Source organism: Billgrantia endophytica (assembly GCF_002879615.1).
GTDB lineage: Bacteria > Pseudomonadota > Gammaproteobacteria > Pseudomonadales > Halomonadaceae > Halomonas > Halomonas endophytica.
The window spans coordinates 1-21552 of record NZ_PNRF01000032.1; the positions used below are offsets into that span (position 1 = coordinate 1).

General features: G+C 61.3%; 18 protein-coding genes. 6 read left to right on the forward strand and 12 right to left on the reverse strand.

Translation table 11 applies throughout. The features are described from left to right. A partial coding sequence (locus C1H69_RS15445; RefSeq protein WP_102654280.1) for an electron transfer flavoprotein subunit beta/FixA family protein occupies window positions 1–705 on the forward strand: 705 nt, incomplete at its 5' end. 14 nt (window positions 706–719) lie between these two features. Beyond that, on the forward strand, window positions 720–1658 hold the full coding sequence (locus tag C1H69_RS15450) for an electron transfer flavoprotein subunit alpha/FixB family protein (protein WP_102654281.1): 939 nt from the start codon (window positions 720–722) through the stop codon (window positions 1656–1658). 4 nt (window positions 1659–1662) lie between these two features. Here C1H69_RS15450 and C1H69_RS15455 read toward each other — a convergent pair whose 3' ends face one another. The 7 genes from C1H69_RS15455 to C1H69_RS23865 all read right to left on the reverse strand — a co-directional run bounded on the left by C1H69_RS15455 (window position 1663) and on the right by C1H69_RS23865 (window position 9425). After that, window positions 1663–2532, reverse strand: coding sequence for a sulfurtransferase (locus C1H69_RS15455; protein ID WP_240609967.1), 870 nt, complete (start codon window positions 2530–2532; stop codon window positions 1663–1665). Between the two features lie 2 nt (window positions 2533–2534). Further along, a complete protein-coding gene (locus C1H69_RS15460) occupies window positions 2535–3056 on the reverse strand; it encodes a gamma carbonic anhydrase family protein (protein ID WP_102654282.1) in 522 nt (173 codons plus the stop codon). A 54-nt stretch (window positions 3057–3110) separates the two neighbouring features. Then, window positions 3111–5288 carry a TRAP transporter permease gene (locus C1H69_RS15465; RefSeq protein ID WP_479688540.1) on the reverse strand — a complete coding sequence of 726 codons (2178 nt, stop codon included), beginning with the start codon at window positions 5286–5288 and terminating at the stop codon, window positions 3111–3113. Between the two features lie 83 nt (window positions 5289–5371). Beyond that, entirely contained in the window at window positions 5372–6346 is a 975-nt protein-coding gene (locus tag C1H69_RS15470; protein WP_102654284.1) for a TAXI family TRAP transporter solute-binding subunit, read from the reverse strand. A gap of 796 nt (window positions 6347–7142) precedes the next feature. Beyond that, window positions 7143–7421 (reverse strand): hypothetical protein, encoded by a 279-nt coding sequence (locus C1H69_RS15475; RefSeq protein ID WP_133154990.1) that lies wholly within the window; start codon window positions 7419–7421, stop codon window positions 7143–7145. A 44-nt stretch (window positions 7422–7465) separates the two neighbouring features. After that, the gene (locus tag C1H69_RS15480; RefSeq protein ID WP_102654286.1) at window positions 7466–8635 is read right to left on the reverse strand and encodes a zinc-dependent alcohol dehydrogenase; all 1170 of its coding nucleotides are present in this window, start codon (window positions 8633–8635) and stop codon (window positions 7466–7468) included. A gap of 514 nt (window positions 8636–9149) precedes the next feature. After that, the gene (locus C1H69_RS23865; RefSeq protein ID WP_205738506.1) at window positions 9150–9425 is read right to left on the reverse strand and encodes a hypothetical protein; all 276 of its coding nucleotides are present in this window, start codon (window positions 9423–9425) and stop codon (window positions 9150–9152) included. A gap of 494 nt (window positions 9426–9919) precedes the next feature. On the opposite strand from C1H69_RS23865, the gene C1H69_RS15490 reads away from it, so the two are divergent. Both C1H69_RS15490 and C1H69_RS15495 read left to right on the forward strand, forming a co-directional pair. Continuing rightward, window positions 9920–11074 (forward strand): DUF4236 domain-containing protein, encoded by a 1155-nt coding sequence (locus C1H69_RS15490; protein WP_102654287.1) that lies wholly within the window; start codon window positions 9920–9922, stop codon window positions 11072–11074. Window positions 11075–11928: 854 nt separating this feature from the next. Further along, window positions 11929–12957: a zinc-binding metallopeptidase family protein gene (locus C1H69_RS15495; protein ID WP_165789506.1), complete on the forward strand. Its 1029-nt coding sequence runs from the start codon at window positions 11929–11931 to the stop codon at window positions 12955–12957. Here C1H69_RS15495 and C1H69_RS15500 read toward each other — a convergent pair. From C1H69_RS15500 to C1H69_RS15520, 5 genes are all read right to left on the reverse strand, one after another. Then, window positions 12948–13769 carry a FadR/GntR family transcriptional regulator gene (locus C1H69_RS15500; RefSeq protein WP_102654289.1) on the reverse strand — a complete coding sequence of 274 codons (822 nt, stop codon included), beginning with the start codon at window positions 13767–13769 and terminating at the stop codon, window positions 12948–12950. The genes C1H69_RS15495 and C1H69_RS15500 overlap by 10 nt on opposite strands. After that, entirely contained in the window at window positions 13766–14791 is a 1026-nt protein-coding gene (locus C1H69_RS15505) for an ABC transporter ATP-binding protein (protein ID WP_102654290.1), read from the reverse strand. Before C1H69_RS15505 ends, C1H69_RS15500 begins: the two co-directional genes overlap by 4 nt. Then, window positions 14788–16686, reverse strand: a complete 1899-nt coding sequence (locus C1H69_RS15510) for a dipeptide/oligopeptide/nickel ABC transporter permease/ATP-binding protein (protein ID WP_102654291.1) — start codon at window positions 16684–16686, stop codon at window positions 14788–14790. Before C1H69_RS15510 ends, C1H69_RS15505 begins: the two co-directional genes overlap by 4 nt. After that, complete coding sequence (locus C1H69_RS15515) at window positions 16683–17630, reverse strand: ABC transporter permease (RefSeq protein ID WP_102654292.1); 948 nt, start codon at window positions 17628–17630, stop codon at window positions 16683–16685. Before C1H69_RS15515 ends, C1H69_RS15510 begins: the two co-directional genes overlap by 4 nt. A 63-nt stretch (window positions 17631–17693) precedes the next feature. Next, entirely contained in the window at window positions 17694–19268 is a 1575-nt protein-coding gene (locus C1H69_RS15520; protein WP_102654293.1) for an ABC transporter substrate-binding protein, read from the reverse strand. Between the two features lie 170 nt (window positions 19269–19438). Here C1H69_RS15520 and C1H69_RS15525 point away from each other — a divergent pair, with 170 nt between their 5' ends. Both C1H69_RS15525 and C1H69_RS15530 read left to right on the forward strand, forming a co-directional pair. Further along, the gene (locus tag C1H69_RS15525) at window positions 19439–20107 is read left to right on the forward strand and encodes a DUF1028 domain-containing protein (RefSeq protein ID WP_165789507.1); all 669 of its coding nucleotides are present in this window, start codon (window positions 19439–19441) and stop codon (window positions 20105–20107) included. 41 nt (window positions 20108–20148) lie between these two features. After that, a complete protein-coding gene (locus tag C1H69_RS15530) occupies window positions 20149–21396 on the forward strand; it encodes a M20 family metallo-hydrolase (protein ID WP_205738507.1) in 1248 nt (415 codons plus the stop codon). Window positions 21397–21552 lie beyond the last annotated feature (156 nt).

Consider the following 21552-nt stretch of genomic DNA (forward strand, 5'->3'; position numbering starts at 1 on the left):
TCCGACGTCGACCTCACCAACGTCAAGATGGCCATGAACCCCTTCTGCGAGATCGCCGTGGAAGAGGCCGTGCGTCTGAAGGAGCGCGGGGTGGCCACCGAAGTGGTCGCCGTGACCATCGGCCCCAAGGCCGCCCAGGAGCAACTGCGCACCGCGCTGGCGCTGGGCGCCGACCGTGCCGTGCATATCGATACGTCAGCCGAGACCGATGAGCGCGTCGAGTCGCTGGCGGTGGCCAAGCTGCTGGCCAAGGTGGTCGAGGAAGAACAGCCCGGCCTGGTGATCCTGGGCAAGCAGGCCATCGACACCGACAACAACCAGACCGGGCAGATGCTCGCCGCGCTGGCGGGCCTGTCCCAGGGCACCTTCGCCTCCGAGGTGAAACTCAGCGGTGACGAGGGTGACAAAACGCTGCAGGTGACCCGCGAGATCGACGGCGGCCTGCAGACCGTCGAGCTGACGCTGCCGGCCATCGTCACCACCGACCTGCGCCTCAACGAGCCGCGCTACGCCAAGCTGCCCGACATCATGAAAGCCAAGAAGAAGCCGTTGGTCGTCACGACCCCGGCGGAACTCGGCGTCGAGGTGGCGAGCAAGGTCACGCTGCTCAAGGTCGAGTCGCCGGCCGAGCGCCAGGGCGGCATCAAGGTGGGCTCCGTGGACGAGCTCGTGGACAAACTCAAGAACGAAGCCAAAGTGCTTTGAAGGGAGCGGATCGCATGAGCATCTTGATTCTGGCCGACCATCACGACGGCCAACTCGCCGGCGCCACCGCCCACGTGGTCGCGGCAGCCCGACAGATCGGTGGAGAGATCGACATCCTCGTGGCCGGCGAGAACGTCGGCGCCGTGGCCGAGGCCGCCGCGAAACTCGATGGCGTGACCAGGGTGCGCGTCGCCGACCACGCCGCCTACGCCCACCAGCTCGCCGAGCCCATGGGCGCACTGATCGCCGAACTCGCCGGCGACTACGGCCACGTACTGGCGGCCGCCTCCACCACTGGCAAGAATATCCTGCCGCGGGTGGCCGCGCTCAAGGACGTGTCGCAGATCTCCGAGATCGTCGCCGTGATCGACGCCGACACCTTCAAGCGCCCGATCTACGCCGGCAACGCCATCGCCACGGTCAAGAGCGCCGACACCCTCAAGGTCATCACCGTGCGCAGCACCGGCTTCGATGCCTGCCCTGATAGAGGGAGCGAGGGCGGCAGTGCCGCCATCGAAAGCGTGGACACGGTGGTCGACAACGGCCAGTCCACCTTCATCAAGCAGGAACTGGCCGCCAGCGACCGGCCCGAGCTGGGCGGTGCCCGGGTGGTGATCTCCGGCGGGCGCGGCATGGGCAACGGCGACAACTTCAAGCTGCTCGACGGCATCGCCGACAAGCTGGGGGCGGCGATCGGCGCCTCGCGCGCGGCGGTGGACGCGGGCTTCGTGCCCAACGACATGCAGGTGGGGCAGACCGGCAAGATCGTCGCGCCGGAGCTCTATATCGCCGTGGGCATCTCGGGAGCGATCCAGCACCTGGCGGGGATGAAGGACTCCAAGGTGATCGTGGCGATCAACAAGGACGAGGAAGCGCCGATCTTCCAGGTGGCGGATTATGGTCTCGCTGCTGATCTCTTCGAGGCGCTGCCGGAATTCGAGCAGAAGCTGTGAGCGCCTAGCCGACAGAGACGGGCCGCGTCGGGTCCTGGATCCAGTGGCTCCACGAACCGATATACAAGCGGGGCAGCGCCAGCCCCGCTACCCGATAGGCCAGGATAGTGTGACAGGCGGCCACGCCACCGCCGCAGTAGGCTACCACCTGCTTCTCTGCGGATATCAGTTCGGCTCTTAGCTGGTCTGGCGCCTTGAAGACTCCCTCGCGGGTCAGGTTCAGACGGCAGGGCCGGCAAACGGCACCGGGAATATGTCCCGCTCTGTCATCGAGCGGCTCATGGGCGCCGCTATAGCGCTCCCGGGAGCGACCATCCGTGAGCCGCAGGTGGGGGTTGGCGAGAATCTCCTCGGCACTAATCAGGTGGCCGTTGCGAAAATCGGGTGTCCAATCCGATGCTTCGAACGGCGTCGTTGATGCCGCACCTGATGCCAGTGCCCGACCACAGGCTATCCAGTGCGTAAGCCCACCGTCCAGCACCCGGACATCTGGATGTCCAGCCCAGCAGTGCAGCAGCCACCATGCCCTGGCGGCGGCCCGGGTACCGCCCGCATCATCCACGACCACCAGCGTCGCGCCTGGATGAATACCGAGTTGATGCAGCCGGCGTACGAACTCCCGCCGATTCGGCAGCGGAAAGCGCCCTGCGGCTCCGGGGGCACCGGCCATGTCGCGATGCAGGTCGAAGTGCACGCTACCGGGGATATGCGACGCCATCCAGGCTGCGATACCAGCGCCTGGGTCCGTCAGGCTGGCACGACAGTCCAGAATCGTCAGCGTCGCACCCTGAGCGATCTCTTGGCGCAGCGCCTCGGCGCTGATGAGCGGGCGGGGCAGGGACACTCGCATCATCTTCTTTTCACGTTCTGCCATTCTCAGCAGGCCCGCAGACCGGACAGACATCGCTTGGCCAATTCGATATAGCGCTGAGTCGCCTCGCGCTGTTTCATGATTTCCCCATCGCTGAGGATCTTGACCACGCGCGCGGGCGCGCCCAGCAGCAGCGAGGCGGGCTCACAGACGAATCCCGCCTTGACCAAGGCGCAGGAGCCGATGATGGACCGCTCGGCGATCATGCTGTCGTCCATCACCACGGCGTTCATGCCCACTAGAACTTCCTCACCGACCACACAGCCATGGATCACCGCACCATGACCGATGTGTCCTCGGCGTCGTATCACGGTGCTCGAACCCACGGTTCCGTGCACCACGCAGTTGTCCTGAAGATTGGACTCGGGCTCCATCACGATACGACCGAAGTCCCCTCGCAGGCAGGCTCCCGGGCCGACATAGCAGCCGTCCCCCACGCTCACATCGCCGATCAGCACCGCCATCGGATGCACGAAGGCGGAAGGTGAGATCGTCGGCTTGACGCCTTCGAACAGGTAGACAGCCACAGGCACCTCCTTGGACCCCGGGTTCCCAGAACCCGGGACGGTAATGAACGTCTGTCAACCAGAGTGCGCCGGCGCGCGGCTCTGCTGCACCTTGAACTGATAGCCAGCGAGGAGTACGGCAAGCACGATACCTATCAGGTCGGTGGCCACGCCGCCCGCCATCATGGCCAGCCCCGCCGTCAGCGCGATCCCTCTAGCCGCCAGGCCAAGAGCGCCGAACATCCAGGCCTGCACGGCAGTTGATACCAGGAAGACACCGATGGATGCAGTGATCAGCACCCGAGCGATCTCCATCCACTCCCCCTGCATGAGAATGGCAGGGCTATAGAAAAACATGAAAGGCACCACGAAGGCCGCCAAACCGAACTTGAATGATGTCAACGAGGTTTTCAGCGGGTCGGTATTGGCAATGGCTGCCGCGGCATAGGACGCCAGCGCCACGGGAGGTGTGATGGCGGAAATGACGGCGTAATAGAAGACAAAGAAATGTGCGATCAGCGGTGGAATCCCGATCTGCTGCAATCCGGGCACAATGACTGATGCGGCTACCGCGTAGGCCGCCGTGGTCGGCATGCCCATGCCCAGCAGAATGCTGATCATCATGGCAAACAGCAGTGCCAGAAACTGGCTGCTATCGGCGATTTCCAGAAGCAACGATGCAAAGCGGGCACCCACACCGGTCAGGGCGATGACCCCGACTACGATCCCCGCACAGGCACATACCGCGACCAGCGGCACGACCATTCTGGCCGATAGTGCCAAGGCCCCCAGGATCGCTTTCGGCCCCATCCAGTGCGGCGTCAGCCATGACACCACCGCGGCAGACACCAGCGCCAGCGTACCGGCACGAATCACCGAGTAGCCCATGAAAAGCGTGGCGATCAGGATGATGATGGGGAAGAACAGGTAGGCCTGCTTCAGCAGGGGACGCAGCTCGGGCAGTTCGGCGCCTCTCAGCCCACGCATGCCCTTGCGCTGGGCTTCCAGGTCCACCATGAAGTAGATGGAGAGGAAATATATCGTCGCAGGGATGATCGCCGCCGCGGCAATCTCGGTATAAGGGATGCCGGTGATCTCGGCCATGATGAAGGCACCCGCCCCCATGATGGGTGGCGCGATCTGCCCTCCCGTGGACGCAGCGGCCTCGATGGAGCCCGCGCTGCGGGCAGGGTAGCCGACTCGACGCATCAGCGGGATGGTCAGGCTTCCAGTGGCCACGACATTGCCTGCCGACGTGCCATTGATCATGCCCATCAGGCCCGAGGCGAATACCGCCACCTTGGCCGGTCCCCCTCGCGAGCGGCCTGCCACGGAAAAAGCGAAGTTGACGAAGTATTCGCCGACACGGGATTTCTGAAGGAAGGCGGCGAAGGTGATGAACAACACGATGTAAGTGGATGATACGGCAATCGTGGTTCCCAGCACGCCGTTGTCGGTATATAGATAGGTGAAGAACCGGCTGGCGCTGTAGCCGCGGTGTTCGAAGATGCCCGGCAGCCAGGGACCAAGGAAAGCATATAGAATGAAGACGCCAGTGATGACCACCAGCGCCATGCCCGCCACACGTCGCGTCATCTCCAGAATCAGGGCGATCCCGACTGCCGACATGTAGAAATCCACCCCGCCTGCCAACGAGGTGCCTGCCATCAGCCGCCAGCGTGTCAGGGAGAGAATGATGTAGGCACCAACAGCCAGAGACAGAATACCCAGTGACACATCGGGCAGATTGAGCCTGTTTCTGTCGCTCCTGAAAAGATAACTGGCTGCCAAGGCAACGAGAAGAGCCACGAAGGCAAACAGGCTCAGTTGGTTCTGAACCAGACTCTCATGATCGGTCAACCATCCATGATGGCGCTGCAGCCATAGCGTGGCGACCATGGCCATCACATACAGGGAAAGCAGCAGTGCCGTATAGCCCATTACCTTCGCCATGCTACTCTGATGGTTCGTCTCATCGAATCGGCTGGACGCGCCCAGCAAAAGGAAACCGACGAGAAGTCCGGCAGCGACGTGAATGATCCGGTAGGTCCATGTCTCGACAGGTTGAATGTTCAGGGCATAGAGATGGAAGCCGATGTAGGTGACACAGACGATAAAAATGACTAACGCCGGCACACCGCTCAGAATGCGCTCGTTACCGGCAGGATTTATCTCGTCCACACTGGCGGCATCAATGGAACCGGATGCGCCATTTTCATGTTCAGGTAATGCGGCCTTGTTTTCTTTGCTCATCATGGCACCCCATGTGGCGACTAATGACGCGATGGAAATTGCTTGCTGCCATGTGAAAGCAGCAAGCAACAACCAGGGCTTGATTAACCTCTCAGGTCTTCCGGGATGTCATAGCCGTTCTCTTCAAACCACTTGACGGCACCGGGGTGGAAGGGAATGAAGGTATTGTGGGAGTAGTTCTCGGGAAGCGTTTCCACCGCTGCACCATGAATCTGGAGCATCTGCTCATTGTTGTTCATGATGGTGTCAATGATTTCATAAACCAGTGATTCCGGCGCGTCCTTGTGGGTAATGGCGAAGTTCCACAGCGAAACCGTCGGGATATCCCCTTCCACGGAGTTGTAGGTGCCGTCGGGCACCATGGACGCCGACAGCTCGGGGAGCTCTTCCAGGATCGTCTCGATCTCCTCCTCACTGTAACTGAAGATGTTCACGTCGGCCTGCGCTTCAAGCTGACTGAAAGAAGCGATCGGCATCCCGGCACCGAAGGCAAAGGCATCGATCAGGTTGTCCTGAAGCTGACCGGCTTGGTCCGAGGCACCACCCTGAAGCGTGGTGACATTGTATCCCAAGGTCTCGAAGAGTTTTGGATGGTAGGCATCATTGGTACCTCCAGCCGGGCCCACGCCGACGCGCTTGCCGTCCAGGTCCGCCACCGAGTCGATACCGGATCTCTTGAGCGACACGATGTGTAGCGCGGTCTGATACATTGGGAACATGGCTCGAACGTCGTCATGCTCGACACCGGGAAGCAATTCGCTGTTGCCATGAATGGCATCGAAAGCCGGCCCCATGGTCACCATGCCGAAGTCATGCTCACCAGTCTGCACCATGGTGATGTTCTGAACGGGGCCGCCGGTGATTTCGGCTGCAATGCGCGTGCCCAGCTTCTGGTTGACCAGGTTGGCCCAGCCTGAGCCATAGATATAATAAGTACCTCCTTGGCTGGCAGTACCCATGGTCATGCTGTTAGGCCAGTCGGAACGATCGTCGGCCATACTGCTCATGGAGATCATGGTCAGTGCCATGGCACTGGAAGCAAGCGTGATCTTCTTCATACTCAACCCTTCCTGTCTTGTTTTCGTTTGACTTGTATGAGCCTATTATTCTTGTGGCCCAATCTTCTCTCGGGTTCTTGAACCGGTATCGGGCAGCTTGCAACAGCGCCACCGAGTGGTGAAGTCGGATTTCTGAACCCCCCCTTTCGGCTACGCTTAATAGACTTTGGTCGAAATTCACCACCAACTGTCAGCGGTACGACGGCGCTTCCTATTGCTCCGGCGGTGTGGTCAGTGGCGGATTCCATACGGAAATACACAAGGATGCACCGACACGCTTGCTGGATCAGATTCGGCAGACATTACCGCCGAGCGAGATATTGCCTTTTACCCGGATCGTGGTGAGGTCAGGTCATGGAAAATGATGGATATAGGTGGCGCTTAGGCAGTGTCGCTCAGTTCGGGCGACAGGGCATCGGAGAGGCTGGAGAAGTCGTAGGGTGCCACCTTGGCGATGGCATCAATGATGTCGCTGACGTGCATGGATCTTCCCTGTCAGTGCATCTGACACGGGAAGATCTCATCAGCTTTTTCGCTCCACGTTGAGCAAAATGGAGAGAATGACAATCAGGCTTTCCTTGAGCAGAGATATGAGGATTACGGAAAAGTCTGAATAAACCAGACCCAAGATAAGTGCTGCAATACCTTCAAAAAAGCCAAAAGCAAATGCGGTGCCAACGAAGGCAACCAAGCTGAACAAGGCGCCGATGAACCATGATGAAAAGATAAGGCCGTCCCACGCTGCCCGGAACCAGTCAAAGACAGGAAACTCCGACCTGCTGGAAATATTCCTTGCTCATTTTTCGTCTTCGTAGCGCGGAATGGGAAGTGCATCACGCATGTCCGTCGGTGTTTCGAAGTCGCTCGCCGCGCCGCGCATGGCCACTGCCGGTTGCGAAAAACCGCTGCGACCACTGTAATCCGGCGTGGGCCCTGGCAAGCGCTTGCGGAGTCTGCCCTGCGCCTGGGCGTAATAGATACCTACGAAAGCGGCCCCCAGCACGATTCCCACCGCAAGCAAGACATTAGCCCACTTCGGGTTGCTTTCCTTGAGCGCCGGCGTGGGACGGCTCATTTTCGAGGACCTGTTTGCGTGGCCCATAATCCCCCCTGCTGCCTTCATGGTTTGAGAATGACCTTGACGCAACCATCCTGCTTGTTGCGAAATGTCTTGTACATTTCAGGGCCCTGATCGAGACCCATGCTATGGGTAATCACGAATGATGGATCGATCTGGCCTCCTTCAATGCGACGCAACAAGTCGTCTGTCCAACGCTTAACGTGTGTTTGACCGCTACGCACCGTCAGGCCCTTGTTCATCAACGCGCCGATGGGAATCTTGTCGGCCAACCCGGCATATACACCGGGAATCGACAGCACGCCCCCAGGACGGCAAACGTAGATCATCTCGCGGAGCACGTGCGCCCGATCGGTCTCGAGCATCATTGCCTGTTTGACCCGGTCATACATGGAGTCGAGCGAGCGGGTTGCATGCGCTTCCATACCGACCGCATCGATGCACTTTTCCGGCCCTTTGCCGTCGGTAAGATCGTTCAGCCTTTCGAGAACGCTCTCATTGTCGAAATCGATGGTAATCGCGCCGCCGGCCCGAGCCATGGAAAGACGCTCCGGCACGTTATCGATCATGATGATCTGCTGCGCCCCAAGCAGCACGGCACTGCGCACGCAGAACTGGCCGACCGGCCCCGCTCCCCAGATCACCACCGTATCGGTCGGCTGAATGTCGCATTGCACGACACCCTGCCAACCGGTCGGGAAAATATCGCCGAGAAACAGCACTTGCTCGTCGGTCAGGTTGTCCGGCACCTTGACGTGCGTCGAATCGGCAAACGGCACGCGCGCGTATTCGGCCTGGCCGCCCGCGTAGCCGCCGGTTAAATGCGAGTAGCCAAAAAGCCCCGCGCCGGAGTGACCGAAAGCCTTGTCAGCGAGTGACTTATTGCGGTTGGATCGCTCGCAAGCCGAGAAATTGCCGCGCCGGCACTGATCGCATTCACCACAGGTAATCGTGAACGGCACGACGATACGATCACCGACTTTCAGCGACTTGTTTTCAGCACCGACCTCAACCACTTCGCCCATGAATTCATGACCGAGGATGTCGCCGGCTTCCATGGTGGGAATGACATGATCGTAAAGGTGTAGATCGGAGCCGCAGATCGCGCAGCTACTGACCTTGACGATTGCATCGCGTGGATGCTCGATGGTGGGATCGGGAACCGTGTCGTAGCGAACATCCGTCTTGCCGTGCCAACAGAGCGCTTTCATACCTACCTCCCTGTAACCGATTCGATTCGATGCCAGGCAGACAAGTCATCCCTCTCCGCTTCTCATCTCGATGCTATAAACCGACAGGTTCATGACATCGAGGATGAAGCAGGTACCGTCCCTGGCCCGCGTGCGCACCGCTTTTCCAGCTGGAGCGGCAACGTTGCTTCTATCACCATAGCTCAGGGGCACTGCGCCGTCAGGCCGGCTGAGCAGCAAGCAAAAATTCGTTACGTTGTAGCCGCAGGCAAGCAGTGCCCGGCACTGACGACTCTCGACGGACTGGCCGATGAAAGCGCTGCGATTGGTTCTGATGGGGCAGTATGGAGGTCCGTCTCGGGAGGAGAACCCAAGCGAGAAGCTGGGCGATAAGGTAAGAATTTGTGCAGGCGACTGTCGGAGACGACCCTGGCTGCCGCGATTGCATCGGTGTCCGCCAATACGGGACATCAGGCGATGAAAAGCCGCCCATCAGCAGTACCTGGTGGGCGGCAATCATGATCAGGAAGGGGTATTAGAAGCCGTCGTCATCGCCTTCCTCTTCCCACTCTTCCTCTTCATTTTCCTCTTCTTCATCCCACTCTTCTTCCTCTTCCTCTTCCCATTCCTCTTCCTCGTTCTCGTACTCAATGTCTACACCGCTGCCGGTATAGTCATCAGAGAACTGCTCCTGCACGGGATCTGTCGTCTCTTCCTCCTCTTCGAAATCGCCGAAGGCCAGCGGGCTGGCGATCAGGCCGAAAGAGATACCGAGAATACCGAGTTTTTTGAGAAATTCCTTGGACATCATGCTTGCACCTCATTGAATTGAAAGGGCTTGCGATCATTCCTGGGTAGAGGCCATAGGCCCCGCTCTCTACATCTGTTATGAGCCACGAAGAGATTGGGAGGCTCGTAACGGATGTCCTAGTTGGCCATCAACATAGTGCATAGCCCAGGCCAATTATTAAAAAATACATTATAATTATGTAGTTACGAAAATAATGCTGTCTAGGCATCCCTCATCCAAGTTACGTTAGTCGCTTGTCGGGTGGGGACATGTGGCACATGTGTCGTGGAGACACGCTTTTCTCGTTGGCCACCCAAGCGATGGCCTTTCGTGATTCAACAGGTTGCAGCCAGCGGTAGCGCAACTTGGAAAAGCATCCGCTCAGGGTCCTCGCAAAACTGTATCAGGTGCTGCGGGTCACGTTTGGGCTTGTAGACAAGCAGCTCGAGGTGCTACTCAACACCTCGACTTCGGCCCTGGAGCGCCAACGGCGTGAACGCAAAATGGAGGAAGGAATGGTTTTTCGATTTCAACGCCGCATTACCCTTGCGCCTGGGCTGCGGCTGAACTTGAGCAAGCGCGGCCTTGGCCTGTCGGTGGGGCCGCGCGGGGCCAGCATCAGTGTTGGTCCCCGGGGAGTCCACGGGCATGTCGGTCTTCCTGGCACTCGTACTGGGCCCGACCTGGAGTCCTTGCTTGCCCAAGGCGCTACTCTGGAGATTCAACTGGAGGTGGGAGAGAGAGGGCAGATCAGCTACCTGCACGGCGACGGCTCCCCGATGAGCGATAACGAGGTTCGTATACTGCGCCGTCATGCGACAGATTCTCTGCGGAAGCAATTGGAAGCCTACGCCCAGCGGCTCAACGAAGATTTGGAGCGGCTTGGCAAACTGCATGAACAAACGCCTCACCCCGAGGCCACTGGCTACGTGACAAAAGACTTCCGGGAAGCCCCACCTTCCCAACCGGCACAGGTTCCTCTTGGCTGGTGGCATCGGCTCTGGCCACCGGCCCAGCAGCGTGTCACGCAGGAGAACCAGCGTCGCCAAACTGCATTCGAAGATGACTATCGTCAATGGGAGTGGCGCAAGGCTGAGCATGATGCCGCCGAGTTTGCTCGCCATCAGCGCGAGAGCGAAGGGGTTTGGCATGATCCGGATGCCATGGAGCACACCTTGCGCGAGCGGTTAGAGGAGGTCGACTGGCCGAGAGAGACCGCCATCGATTTCGACCTTGGTCAGGACGAGCGTTCTATTGCCGTGGATATCGACCTACCCGATGAGGAGGAGATGCCCACTCATACCTGGACAATGCCAGCCAAGCAGCTTCGTCTGACGCCGCGCAAGCTCAGCGCCACTCGACGGCGCAAGCTGTACCGTGATCACGTGCATGGAGTCGCCTTCCGCGTGCTGGGAGTCGTCTTCGCCCGTTTACCCGCTATCCAGGAGGCCCGTGTCTCCGGCTACCGCCAGGTCACCGACCCTGCCACGGGAGGCGAGCGCGATCAATATCTCTATAGTGTCAAGGTTTCCCGTACTCAGTGGGAGAAGATCCACTTCGCCAGGCTGGAACACCTCGACCCGGTGGCTGCCATGGAGGCCTTCACGCTACGCCGCGACATGACCAAGACAGGTATCTTCCACGACATCGAGCCGTTCAAGCTGGTCTGATGGTAAAAGAAAGCGCAGGAGCGAGCCCACCCATGGTGACAACAGCTTGAGCTCCTGCGAGGAATAACTACAGGCATTTCCAGTTTCGGCACCTAGCCGGCCTTCCATTCGTCTGACGAGAAATCATATCTCGTGCCTGAATTATCCCGGATAACCCCTTTACCGCCCTCTTTACTATAGTGCAGCACCGATCCTTCCATCACTCTTCTCCTTGTTGTTTATTGGCTATGAGTAGTTTGACTTCATTGCTTTATCTGTTTTAAAAAAATGCTTTGCATACTTTCTGATGAAAATCATTGTAGTTTTTATCCATGGCTAAATGGAGTGAGATTTTTCCACCGCCATGAGTTTGCGCCTAATGACCCAATGGGTATGAGATGAAGCTCAAGGAGACAGCAATAACCATATCAATTCTAGTAACTCTACCGAGCTGTTGCTATAGTGAATGATGTGACCAACCCACGCAGCGGCTTCCTGTTCCGTCATGGCGGTAATAGCTGGAAACTTGGCTTCTGAAATCTTCCAATCACCTAAGATACCATTGGCTATCCTCTGGAAAAGCAGGAAAAGTGGCCAGGAGGAAAATTAAATTACGTATACGGTCTCCATATAGTGCTGGTTAATGTTGAAAACCATGCTGTTTCGGCATGATCGGGGCTCCTGTGCCTCGGGCTCTGGAATCGAGTTTAACTCACTGAGCCGTATATGGAGTCGGGTTGGCACACCGGGGGAGCCGCAAGATGCCCAAGGGGGTCATCGTACATAGCGACCCAGTATTGCTCGACCCTGTACCAGTCGCTGCTGACCCCATATGTTAAGGACTGTAGGGTCGTATCATCAGCCCGAGGATGTTTATGTCGTCAATTGATACCGATGCCCTGGTCGCCGACCTGCTCGCTATGCTGGCGATTCCCTCTCCCTCCCTCCATGCTCAGCCGATGGTGGAGTGGTTGGCCCCCAGGCTGGAAGCGGCTGGCCTGGAGGTGACCACGACAGCGCGTGGTGACCTCCATGCGCAGCGTAAGGGAGATGCTCCGCGACGTGCCATCACCGCGCACCTCGATACCCTGGGCGCCATGGTGGTGCGCCGGCGCGAGGATGGTCGCCTGGCGATACGCCCCATCGGCCACTGGAACGCCCGCTTCGCAGCAGGTGCCCGGGTGAGGGTCCACGATCATGACGGCGGGGTAGCTACGAGCGGCACCCTGCTGCCCGAGAAGGCTTCGGGACACGTGTTCAACGAGGCGGTGGACGCGCAACCCAGCGACTGGGATCACATTGCCCTGCGCCTCGACGTGGTGGATACCTCCTCTTATGCCCTGATAGAGCTAGGAATTGGCGTTGGCAGCCTGGTCAGCGTGGAAAGCCAGCCGGAGGTAACCGAGACCGGCTTTATCAACTCGCGCCATCTGGACAACAAGGCGGCCATCGCCTGCGTGCTCGCGGCGCTGCGGGCTGGCGCCGAGGTCACCGGCACCCGACTGGTTTTCTCCTGTGCCGAAGAACTGGGCGTGGGCATGAGCGCGCCGCTGCTGGCTGGAATAGAAGAGGTGCTCAACCTTGATATCGCCGCCCAGGGCGAAGGCCAGCAGGTGTGTTCCGACGGGGTGACCATCGCGTTTATGGATAGCCAGGGGCCCCTGCATCCGGTGGCGAGCCGTCGGCTGGTGACGCTCTGCCAACAGCACGCGATTCCCTTCACCCGCGACTGTTTCCCGTTCTACTACTGCGACGGGGACTCAGCCAGCAAGGCGGGCATGGACCTGCGCAATGCCCTGGCATGCTTCGGTGCGGATGCCTCTCATGGCTGGGAGCGGGTGCACTGCGACTCCCTGGTGGCTCTGACGCAGTTGGTGATGGCCTGGCTTGACGATCAGGAGTGATCGCGGCTTGTCAGATGCTCGTTAAGCGCCAGGTAGTCACGACTCGGACCCTGGCCGTCGGTGGCCCCGGCCCTGAAGAAGGTCCGCTCAAGCATGGCTTCTCTCTCCTCCATCAGTGCCTGGGCGGCGCGCATGTGCTCGGCCATGATGGTGCTCGCCTCTTCGGTTCGCTGGTGACGCAGTGCCTCGATCAACCGCCGCTGGTAGTCGTGGCCGCGGCGGCGCAGTTCGGGATAGGGTCGTGAGTAGATGCGCTGGCAGATGGTCATGCTCATCAGCAGGCGGATCGGGAAGCGACACATCAGGGCGAGCAGGGGGTTGGGACAGTGGTCCACCAGCAGAAGATGAAACTCCAGCTCCTTGATTCGCTGCTCTCGTTCCTCTTCCAGAGACGTCGGCGGATGGTCATAGTAGGCCATCACCGCCTCCAGCTCGGCCATGTCGTCTGCCGTCAGCCTGCCGGCCAGGCTCGCCACCAGGGCGGGCTCGAGCTGTTTCCTGACTTCGTAGATGTCGTGGATGGTCGGCGGTCGGAAAAAGAAGTAGTTGCCGAGCAGCTCCATGGCACGATCATCGCTGACCTCCGATAAAAAGGCGCCGCCGCCGGGGCCGGTGCGCGTATGGATCAGACCCTGGAACTCCAGGCCGCGCATCGCCTCGCGGATCGTGCCCTTGGCGGCATCCAGGGCCTTGATCAGGTGCTCCTCTCGGGGTAGACGATCGCCTGGGCGCAGCCTCTGGGTAGCCACGTACTCCTTGATGGCCTCTCCAATCGCTTCGGGGCGCTTGCGGCGCGGGGTGGATGACGTCATTCGCTGGTTGTCTCGTTGACTTCTTGGGTGTCCAGGCGTCGCCAGGGCCCTTCGACGGGGTAGCGACAGGCGACTCGATGGTCACCGCTTTGTCCCAGCGTGTCCAGCAGTGGAACTGCTTGGCGGCAATGCGGTGCGGCCCGCGGACAGCGGGGAGCGAAGGCGCAGCCCGGTGGCGGGGCAAGCGGGTCGGGCAGCTCGGCCTCGCCGGATTCGGCACGGATCGGCGGCCCGCCGGGAACCGGGGCGCTGTCCAGCAACAGCCGAGTATAAGGGTGCGCCGGCGAGTGGAACAGACGACGGCACGGTGCCTGCTCGATGATGCGCCCGAAGTACATCACCGCGATTCGGTCGCTGATGGTTTCCACCACCGAGAGATCGTGACTGATGAATAGGTAGGTGAGGTCGAACTCGCCCTTCAGTCGGCGCAGCAGCTTGAGCACCTGGGCCTGAATGGAAACGTCCAGCGCTGAGACCGGCTCGTCGAGCACCAGCAGCTTTGGTTCGGCGGCCAGCGCTCTGGCGATACCGATGCGTTGAGCCTGGCCGCCGGAGAATTCATGGGGGTAGCGGAAAATGAATTCGGGACGCAGATTGACCACTTCCATCAGCTCGCCGAGGCGGTGTTCCAGGGCTTTTCCCTCCAGACCCCGCAGATGCCGTAGCGGGGCCGCTAGGATGTCGCGGATCCGCTTGCGTGGGTTGAGTGAGCTCAGCGGATCCTGAAACACGTACTGCAGGCGCCGGGAGAGGGCATGACGATCCTTTTGCCGCAGCGCCTGGAGGTCTTCCCCGGCGAATCGGATTTGGCCGGTTGTCGGGGTGTCGAGCCCGACCAGCAGTCGAGCCAGGCTAGACTTGCCACAGCCGGATTCGCCGACGATGCCCAAGGTTTCGCCCTGGGCCACGTCCAGGTCGATGCCCTGAACGGCATGCACCCCGGGGATGTCGGGGCCGAACCAGCGTCGACCACCGCCGAAGGTCCGGGTAAGGCCGCGGATATCAAGGAGAGGCTCGCTCATTGCATGGCTCCCTGGCAGGTTTCAAGGCCCAGCGGCTTGATGCAGCGCACCTGGCGGTCGCCATCCGTGGCGCTCAGCGCGATCTCACCGCGGCGGCAGGCATCCTCCGCCAGGTCACAGCGATCAGCAAAGGCGCAGCCTTCCGGCAAGGCGTCGGCGGCGGGTGGCAGACCGGGAATCGCCGCCGGATCGTGGCCGGGCTCCCCCAGGCGGGGCACGCAGTCGATCAGCCGTCGGGTATAGGGGTGGCGGGGATTGTCGAGGATGTCGGCGGTCGGGCCGATCTCGACGATGCGGCCGGCGTACATCACGGCTACGCGGTCGCAGACCTGGGAGACCACACCGAAGTCATGGGTGATGAACAACACCGCGGTGCCCTTGGACTCGCGCAGGCTCTGAATCAGCGCCAGGATCTGCGCCTGGACGGTGACGTCCAGCGCCGTGGTGGGTTCGTCGGCGACGATCAGCTGCGGGTCATTGGCCAGCGCCATGGCGATGCCGACGCGTTGGCGCATGCCGCCGGAGAGCTCATGGGGGTACTGATCGGCGCGCCGCTCGGCGTTGGGGATGCGTACCTGGCCCAGCAGCGAGACAGCGAGTTCCCGAGCCGCCTGCCGTGACATCGGTTGGTGCTGTCGGATTGCCTCGATCAACTGCTCGCCGATCCGTAACAGAGGGTGCAGGGTGGAGAGCGGGTCCTGGAAGACATAGGCCACGTCTCGTCCCCGGATCCGGCGGATTGCGTGATGCGGCAAGTCGAGCAAGTCCCGCCCCTCAAGGGCGATGCGCCTGCCGGTGATCACGCCCGGTGGTGATGCGACAAGACCCAGCAGTGAGAGGGCGGTGACTGACTTGCCGGAGCCCGATTCACCGACCAAGCCCAGGCATTCGTTAGGACTGATGGTGAAGCTGACGCCGTTGACGGCGCGGTACGTGCGACGGCCCACTTCGAAGTGGGTGTGCAGATCCTCCACGTCCAGCAGGGCTTGAGCGCTGGAGCCGTTCTGGGGCGGCAACCGGCGGCGGCGAATACGCGTGAAGGGGGCTGGGCGCGACAGGGCCCCCGACCTGAGGCGCGGGTCCAGGGCGTCGCGAATGCCATCTCCCAGCAGGTTGATGCTCATCACCAGCAGGAATATCACGAGGCCGGGCAGGATGGCCACATGGGGGGCATTGAGCATCATCCTGCGCCCCTCGCCGAGCATCGAGCCCAAGTCGGCCTGGGGCGGCTGGGCCCCGAGGCCCAGGAAGCTGAGGCCGGCAGTCTCGAGGATCATCCAGCCCACGGTGGTGGACATGGTGATGACGATTACCGGCAGTACATTGGGCAGGATCTCGCTGGTGAGGATTCGCAGGTGTCCCTTGCCGGAGAGGCGAGCGGCATCGATGAACTCGCGATGGGCGATGCTGACGGTGACGCCGCGGATATTACGGGCGAAGAAAGGGATATTGACGATGGCGATGGCGTAGAGCGCGTTCATCAATCCCGGGCCGAGTACCGCAACGATGGCCAGGGCAAGCAGGATATAGGGGAAAGCCATCAGCATGTCGATGCCACGCATCAGGGTATTGTCGGTACGGCCACCGAAATAGCCGGCCACGATGCCGATCAGCGAGCCGAAGAAGGCCGCCACCAGTGAAGCGGCAATGCCCACCGCCAGGCTGATGCGTGTTCCCCACAGCAGGCGCGAGAGGATGTCGCGCCCCAGGGCGTCAGTGCCCAGCAGGTGGCCTTCCGTAAAAGGTGGCTGCAGTCGATTCGCTGGACTGGTTGAATCTGGGTCGACCAGCGGTAGCCAGGGGGCGATCAGACACAGCAGCACGAGCAGCACGAGCAACACTCCGCCGAAAGCGGCCAGGCGGTTGCGGGCGATCAACCGGATGAAGTCCGTCATGCCTGGATCCTCGGGTCGAGCCAGTGCTGGAGCAGGTCGGCCAGCAGGTTGAACAGCACATAGGCAGCGGCCACTACCAGCACGCCGCCCTGGACCAGCAGCAGGTCCCGAGTGGAGATGGCATTGACCAGCATGCGGCCGATGCCGGGCCACTGGAATACCGTCTCGATGTAGACAGCACCGCCGATGACGAAGCCCGCTTGCACGCCAATTACCGGGATCAGGTTGACCAGGGCCACCTTGAAGGCGTGGCGAAGCACCACGCGGTTCTCGCCCAGCCCCTTGGCGCGGGCGGTGCGGATATAGTCCTGGCGCAGGACCTCCAGCATGTTGGAACGGGTCAGCCTGGCGATGACACCGGCGGCTACCACGGCCAGGGCGATGGCCGGCAGCGCCAGGTGATGCAGTATGTCGAGCACTCCGCCGCCACCGTAGGCCGCCGTCATGCCACTGGCCGGAAACCAGCGCAGGCCCACCGAAAAGAACATGATCATCAGCATGCCGAGCCAGAAGGCCGGCACCGAAATACCCACCAGAACCAGCAGGGTGATGATCCGGTCTCCCCAGCCGTACTGGCGAACGGCCGAAACGATACCGGCAGCGACACCGACGACCGTGCAGAGCACCAGCGATGTGCCGGCGAGGATCAGGGTGGCGCTGAAGCGCTCGAGTACCTCATCGAGCACAGGTCGATTGAGCGCGTAGGAGCGGCCCAGGTCGCCCTGCAGGATATTACCCAGCCACACCAGGTACTGTTGCGGCAGTGGCAGGTCCAGGCCGAGGTCGGCGCGCAGTCGCTCGAGATTCTCGGGCGTCGCGTAGGAACCCAGAATGGCCTGGGCCGGATCGCCCGGGATCAGCGACATGATCGAGAAGACGATCACGGAGAGCCCGAGCAGCACCGGCAGAGTCAGCAGCAGGCGGCGCAATGCGTAGCGGATCATGATGGCGGTGTCCGAATCGGGTATGTAGGCGGCACGGCCAGGACCGTGCCGCCAGCGGTCGGGTTACTGCTTTTCGACGTCGTGCAGCAGCAGGAAGAAGGACGGCTGCAGCCGGAAGTTCTCGACGTTGGCGCCAGCCACCGCGTTCTGCTTCCAGTTGGCGATAAAGGCCCAGGGTGCATCTTCGTGGACAATGGCCTGCATCTCGCGATAGAGGGCGGCGCGCTGCTCCTGGTCCACGCTGCGGCGGGCCTGCTCGAGCAGTTCATCGACCTCGGGGTTGCTGTAATAGCCGGAATTGAAGCCGCCGCTTTCCGGCATGGCATCGCTACGCAAGGCCAGGAAGGGGAGGGTGTCGGGGTCGTTGGTCATCCAGGCCATCTGTGCCATGTCGGCCTTGCCTTCCAGGCCTGGATTGACGCGGTCCAGAAAGGTATTCCACTCGTAGGTCTCGATCCTGACCTCGAGCCCCACCTCGGCCAGGTCGGCTTGAATGGCGGTTCCCATGGGGACGGGGTCGAGCATGCCCGAACCGCCCTCGGTGACGTAGAAGGTCAGCTCGGCGCCTTCGTGGCCGGCCTCTGCGATCAGTTCACGAGCCTTGTCCGGATCATAAGGGTACGGGTCGAGTTCCTCATTGTAGGCCCACTCGAAGGCCGGAGGGATGGGGCCCGCGGCGACAGCGGCGGTGCCTTGAAGAACGTCCTCGACGAGCGACTGCTTGTCGATGGCGAAGTTGATGGCCTGACGCATGGCCTGATCCTGGAAAGGTCCCTCACGGGTATTGAGGATCAGGAACCAGAGGTGTGGTCCGGCCTGCTCATAGACCTCGAATGCCTCGTCCGACGCCATGGCGGCGACGTTGTCAGGCGGCACTTCCACCATCAGGTCGATGCCGCCGGAGAGCATTTCGGCGACCCTGGTGTTGGCATCGGTGATGGGTCGGAAGACGACCGCCTCGAGCGAAGGCGCGCCGTCCCAGTATTCCTCATTGCGCGTTACCACCACCCGGCTGTTGCTCTGCCACTCCTCGAACTGGAAGGGGCCGGTGCCCGAGGGGTTACGCGCGACCTCTTCCCCGTGCTCCTCTATCGCCGCCGGAGAGACGATGAGGCCAGTCGGGTAGGCCAGGTTGGAGAGGAAAGGCGCATAGGGCTCTTCCAACTGAAAGGTGACTTCATGCTCGCTCGTGGCCTCAACCGACTCGATGGCGTCGAAGAAGAAAGCCAGCGGGAAGGGACCGGTATCGTGGTAGGGGTGTTCCTCGTCGAGCATGCGCTCGAAGTTGAACACCACGGCTTCGGCGTTGAATTCGCTGCCGTCATGGAAGGTGACGTCGTCGCGCAGGGTGAAGGTGTAGACGGTGCCGTCGTCGCTGATCGTCCACTCGCTGGCCAGGGAGGGTTCGACCTCCAGAGTGCCATCGGCGTAACGCACCAGGCCGTCGTAGAGGTTCATCATGATGCGAAAATCATTGACCGCGGTGACCTGCGCCGGGTCGAGCGCCTTGGGCTCGGCGATCTGCCCCACGATCAGCACATTGGGGGGCGTCTGGGCCACTGCGCTTCCGGCGGCGAGCGCGGTTGTGGCCAGGGCGGGAAGCAGCCAGCGGCGTGCCCCTGAATGTTTGGGTGTCATGTCTTGCCTCTCCGAATGAGTGTTTTGTTGGTCACTGGCGAGTTGCCATCGGTGAGCGAGAGCGGCTACGCTGAATCTAGTTTGTATTTATCATGATAAATTATTCCCCATAATGTATGGCACAGGGACGCCTGCCATGCAAGCCAGCCTGGGGATGCACGGAGAGTCCCATGACCTTCAGCGTGATAGCCCTGGATCCTTACGATGGCTGCCTGGGGGTGGCTTGCGCTACCGGAAGCCCCGGGGTAGGTGGTTTCGTGCCCCACTTGCTGCCCGGCGTGGGGGCCGCCATTACCCAGGGGTACAGCACCCATGTGCTGGCCGCCGAACAGGGGCTGGCGCACCTGGCCGAGAGGGAGCCGGTGACCACGGTGGTGGCGGCTTTGCACCAGGCCGACCGGGGCGCTGCCTGGCGGCAGCTGGCACTGATGGATATCCAAGGGCGCGTTGCCGGCTGGACTGGTGAGCGCAACGTGCCGTTCATGGATATGCATCTCGCTGCGGGGCTGGTAGTGGCCGGCAACATGCTGGCCAGCGAGCGGGTGGTGCCCGCCATGGTCGCCGCCTTCCAGAAAGCCAGGTCCCGGGGCGACCCTCTGGCCGAGGCGCTGCTGGCCACGCTGGCTGCCGGCCGGGCCGAAGGGGGTGACCAGCGAGGTACCGTCTCGGCCGCCTTGAAAGTCAGGTCCCCCGGCGGTGTGCCCTATGACCTGCGCATCGATGACGATGCGGACGCCGTGCTGGCGCTGTCGCGTCTTCACCAGCGCATTCGCGAGGACCGGGATTTTCAGGCCTTTCTCGGACGCTTACCGGATGCCACCGACCCCCATCGTCATTAGCGCTGACACGTTCAGGTTCGATTACCTAGAGGAGAATTGCCATGACCCTTTCCCGTTCTGTCGATGACCTGGGGCAACGCCTGATGGAACGGCTCGATGAGGCGGCAGCCTATTCATTGCCGGGACCGGGCGTTACGCGGCTATATGCTAGTGAGGAGCACCGTCGTTTGCTTCCTCTCCTGTCGTCTTGGATGCGTTGCGCCGGGCTCGAACCGGAGCTGGATGCCGTGGGCAATCTGGTGGGGCGCTGTCCCCGGGCACTGGCCGGAGAACCTGCGCTTATCCTTGGTTCTCATCAAGACTCGGTAATCGAGGGAGGCAAATATGACGGCATGCTGGGCGTTGCCATGCCCTTGCTGGCGCTCGAGGCACTGCGCGAAGAGGGGCGCGAACCCAACTGCGCGGTGGAGGTCGTGGCCTTTGGTGACGAGGAGGGCGTGCGCTTCCCTTTCACCCTGGTGGGCAGCCGGGCACTCGCCGGCACGCTGGATCCGAAGGTGCTGGGAGGTGAAGACGAGGAGGGCGTGACGCTTCGCGAGGCACTGGCGCGTCTCGGGGCCGATACTTCACGACTGGCAGAGGTTACTCGCGATCCCGAGCGAGTGCTGGGCTATGTCGAGGTGCATATTGAGCAGGGCCCGGTGCTCGAGAATGAGGGATTGGCGCTGGGAGTGGTGACGGCATTGACGGGCATCGAGCGGCACCGCGTGAGGGTATCCGGCAAGGCGGATCATGCCGGCACGACACCCATGGAAGATCGCCGTGATGCGCTGGTGGGAGCCTCGGCGATGGTGTTGGAAGCCGACAGCCTGCTTCGCCGCCTGGGCAGCCTGGTCGGTGTGATCGGGCAGCTTTCCGTGAGGCCCGGTGCCGTTAACGTCATACCGTCCGAGGTCGAGTTCACCCTGGAGCTGCGTTCACCGGAACCTGAGAAGCGACTGGCCGGTCGTCGCGAGATCCTTGCTGCCCTGGCCGACATCGCCAAGGAGCGGGGGCTGGAAATGACCACCGGCCTGAATTACGAGGCTGAGGGAGTCGCTTGCGCTGAGTGGTTGATCCAGGCCCTGGAGCAGGCATGCAGGCAAGAGGGGCAGCCGACCCGCCGCCTGTTCAGCGGGGCCGGGCATGACGGCCTGGCAATGCATGACCTGACCGATATTGGCATGCTGTTTCTCCGCTGCAGGGATGGGCTGAGCCATCATCCTGACGAAGCCATCACGGCAGACGATGCTGAGGCAGGAACGCGTGTGATCATGCGTCTGCTTGACAATATGGCCGGAACTCCATGACAAGGTTGCGGGTACACCAACACACGAAAGTCACGAGTGACTGAGGGGGCCGCGTTCAGCGCTCGCTGGCGCCCAGGCATCAGCGAACCGTATCCCACCTGGGCGTAAGGAGATCACCCTGACATTCAACTATTGAGGAGATGTGCCGATAAGAAA

Bases quoted from the DNA above. Each gene is read 5' to 3' on its own strand.
- C1H69_RS15450 (WP_102654281.1), top strand. From the start codon at position 720: ATGAGCATCTTGATTCTGGCCGACCATCACGACGGCCAACTCGCCGGC.
- C1H69_RS15455 (WP_240609967.1), bottom strand. From the start codon at position 2,532: ATGGCAGAACGTGAAAAGAAGATGATGCGAGTGTCCCTGCCCCGCCCG.
- C1H69_RS15465 (WP_479688540.1), bottom strand. From the start codon at position 5,288: ATGAGCAAAGAAAACAAGGCCGCATTACCTGAACATGAAAATGGCGCA.
- C1H69_RS15470 (WP_102654284.1), bottom strand. From the start codon at position 6,346: ATGAAGAAGATCACGCTTGCTTCCAGTGCCATGGCACTGACCATGATC.
- C1H69_RS15475 (WP_133154990.1), bottom strand. From the start codon at position 7,421: ATGAGCCGTCCCACGCCGGCGCTCAAGGAAAGCAACCCGAAGTGGGCT.
- C1H69_RS15480 (WP_102654286.1), bottom strand. From the start codon at position 8,635: ATGAAAGCGCTCTGTTGGCACGGCAAGACGGATGTTCGCTACGACACG.
- C1H69_RS23865 (WP_205738506.1), bottom strand. From the start codon at position 9,425: ATGATGTCCAAGGAATTTCTCAAAAAACTCGGTATTCTCGGTATCTCT.
- C1H69_RS15490 (WP_102654287.1), top strand. From the start codon at position 9,920: ATGGTTTTTCGATTTCAACGCCGCATTACCCTTGCGCCTGGGCTGCGG.
- C1H69_RS15495 (WP_165789506.1), top strand. From the start codon at position 11,929: ATGTCGTCAATTGATACCGATGCCCTGGTCGCCGACCTGCTCGCTATG.
- C1H69_RS15500 (WP_102654289.1), bottom strand. From the start codon at position 13,769: ATGACGTCATCCACCCCGCGCCGCAAGCGCCCCGAAGCGATTGGAGAG.
- C1H69_RS15505 (WP_102654290.1), bottom strand. From the start codon at position 14,791: ATGAGCGAGCCTCTCCTTGATATCCGCGGCCTTACCCGGACCTTCGGC.
- C1H69_RS15510 (WP_102654291.1), bottom strand. From the start codon at position 16,686: ATGACGGACTTCATCCGGTTGATCGCCCGCAACCGCCTGGCCGCTTTC.
- C1H69_RS15515 (WP_102654292.1), bottom strand. From the start codon at position 17,630: ATGATCCGCTACGCATTGCGCCGCCTGCTGCTGACTCTGCCGGTGCTG.
- C1H69_RS15520 (WP_102654293.1), bottom strand. From the start codon at position 19,268: ATGACACCCAAACATTCAGGGGCACGCCGCTGGCTGCTTCCCGCCCTG.
- C1H69_RS15525 (WP_165789507.1), top strand. From the start codon at position 19,439: ATGACCTTCAGCGTGATAGCCCTGGATCCTTACGATGGCTGCCTGGGG.
- C1H69_RS15530 (WP_205738507.1), top strand. From the start codon at position 20,149: ATGACCCTTTCCCGTTCTGTCGATGACCTGGGGCAACGCCTGATGGAA.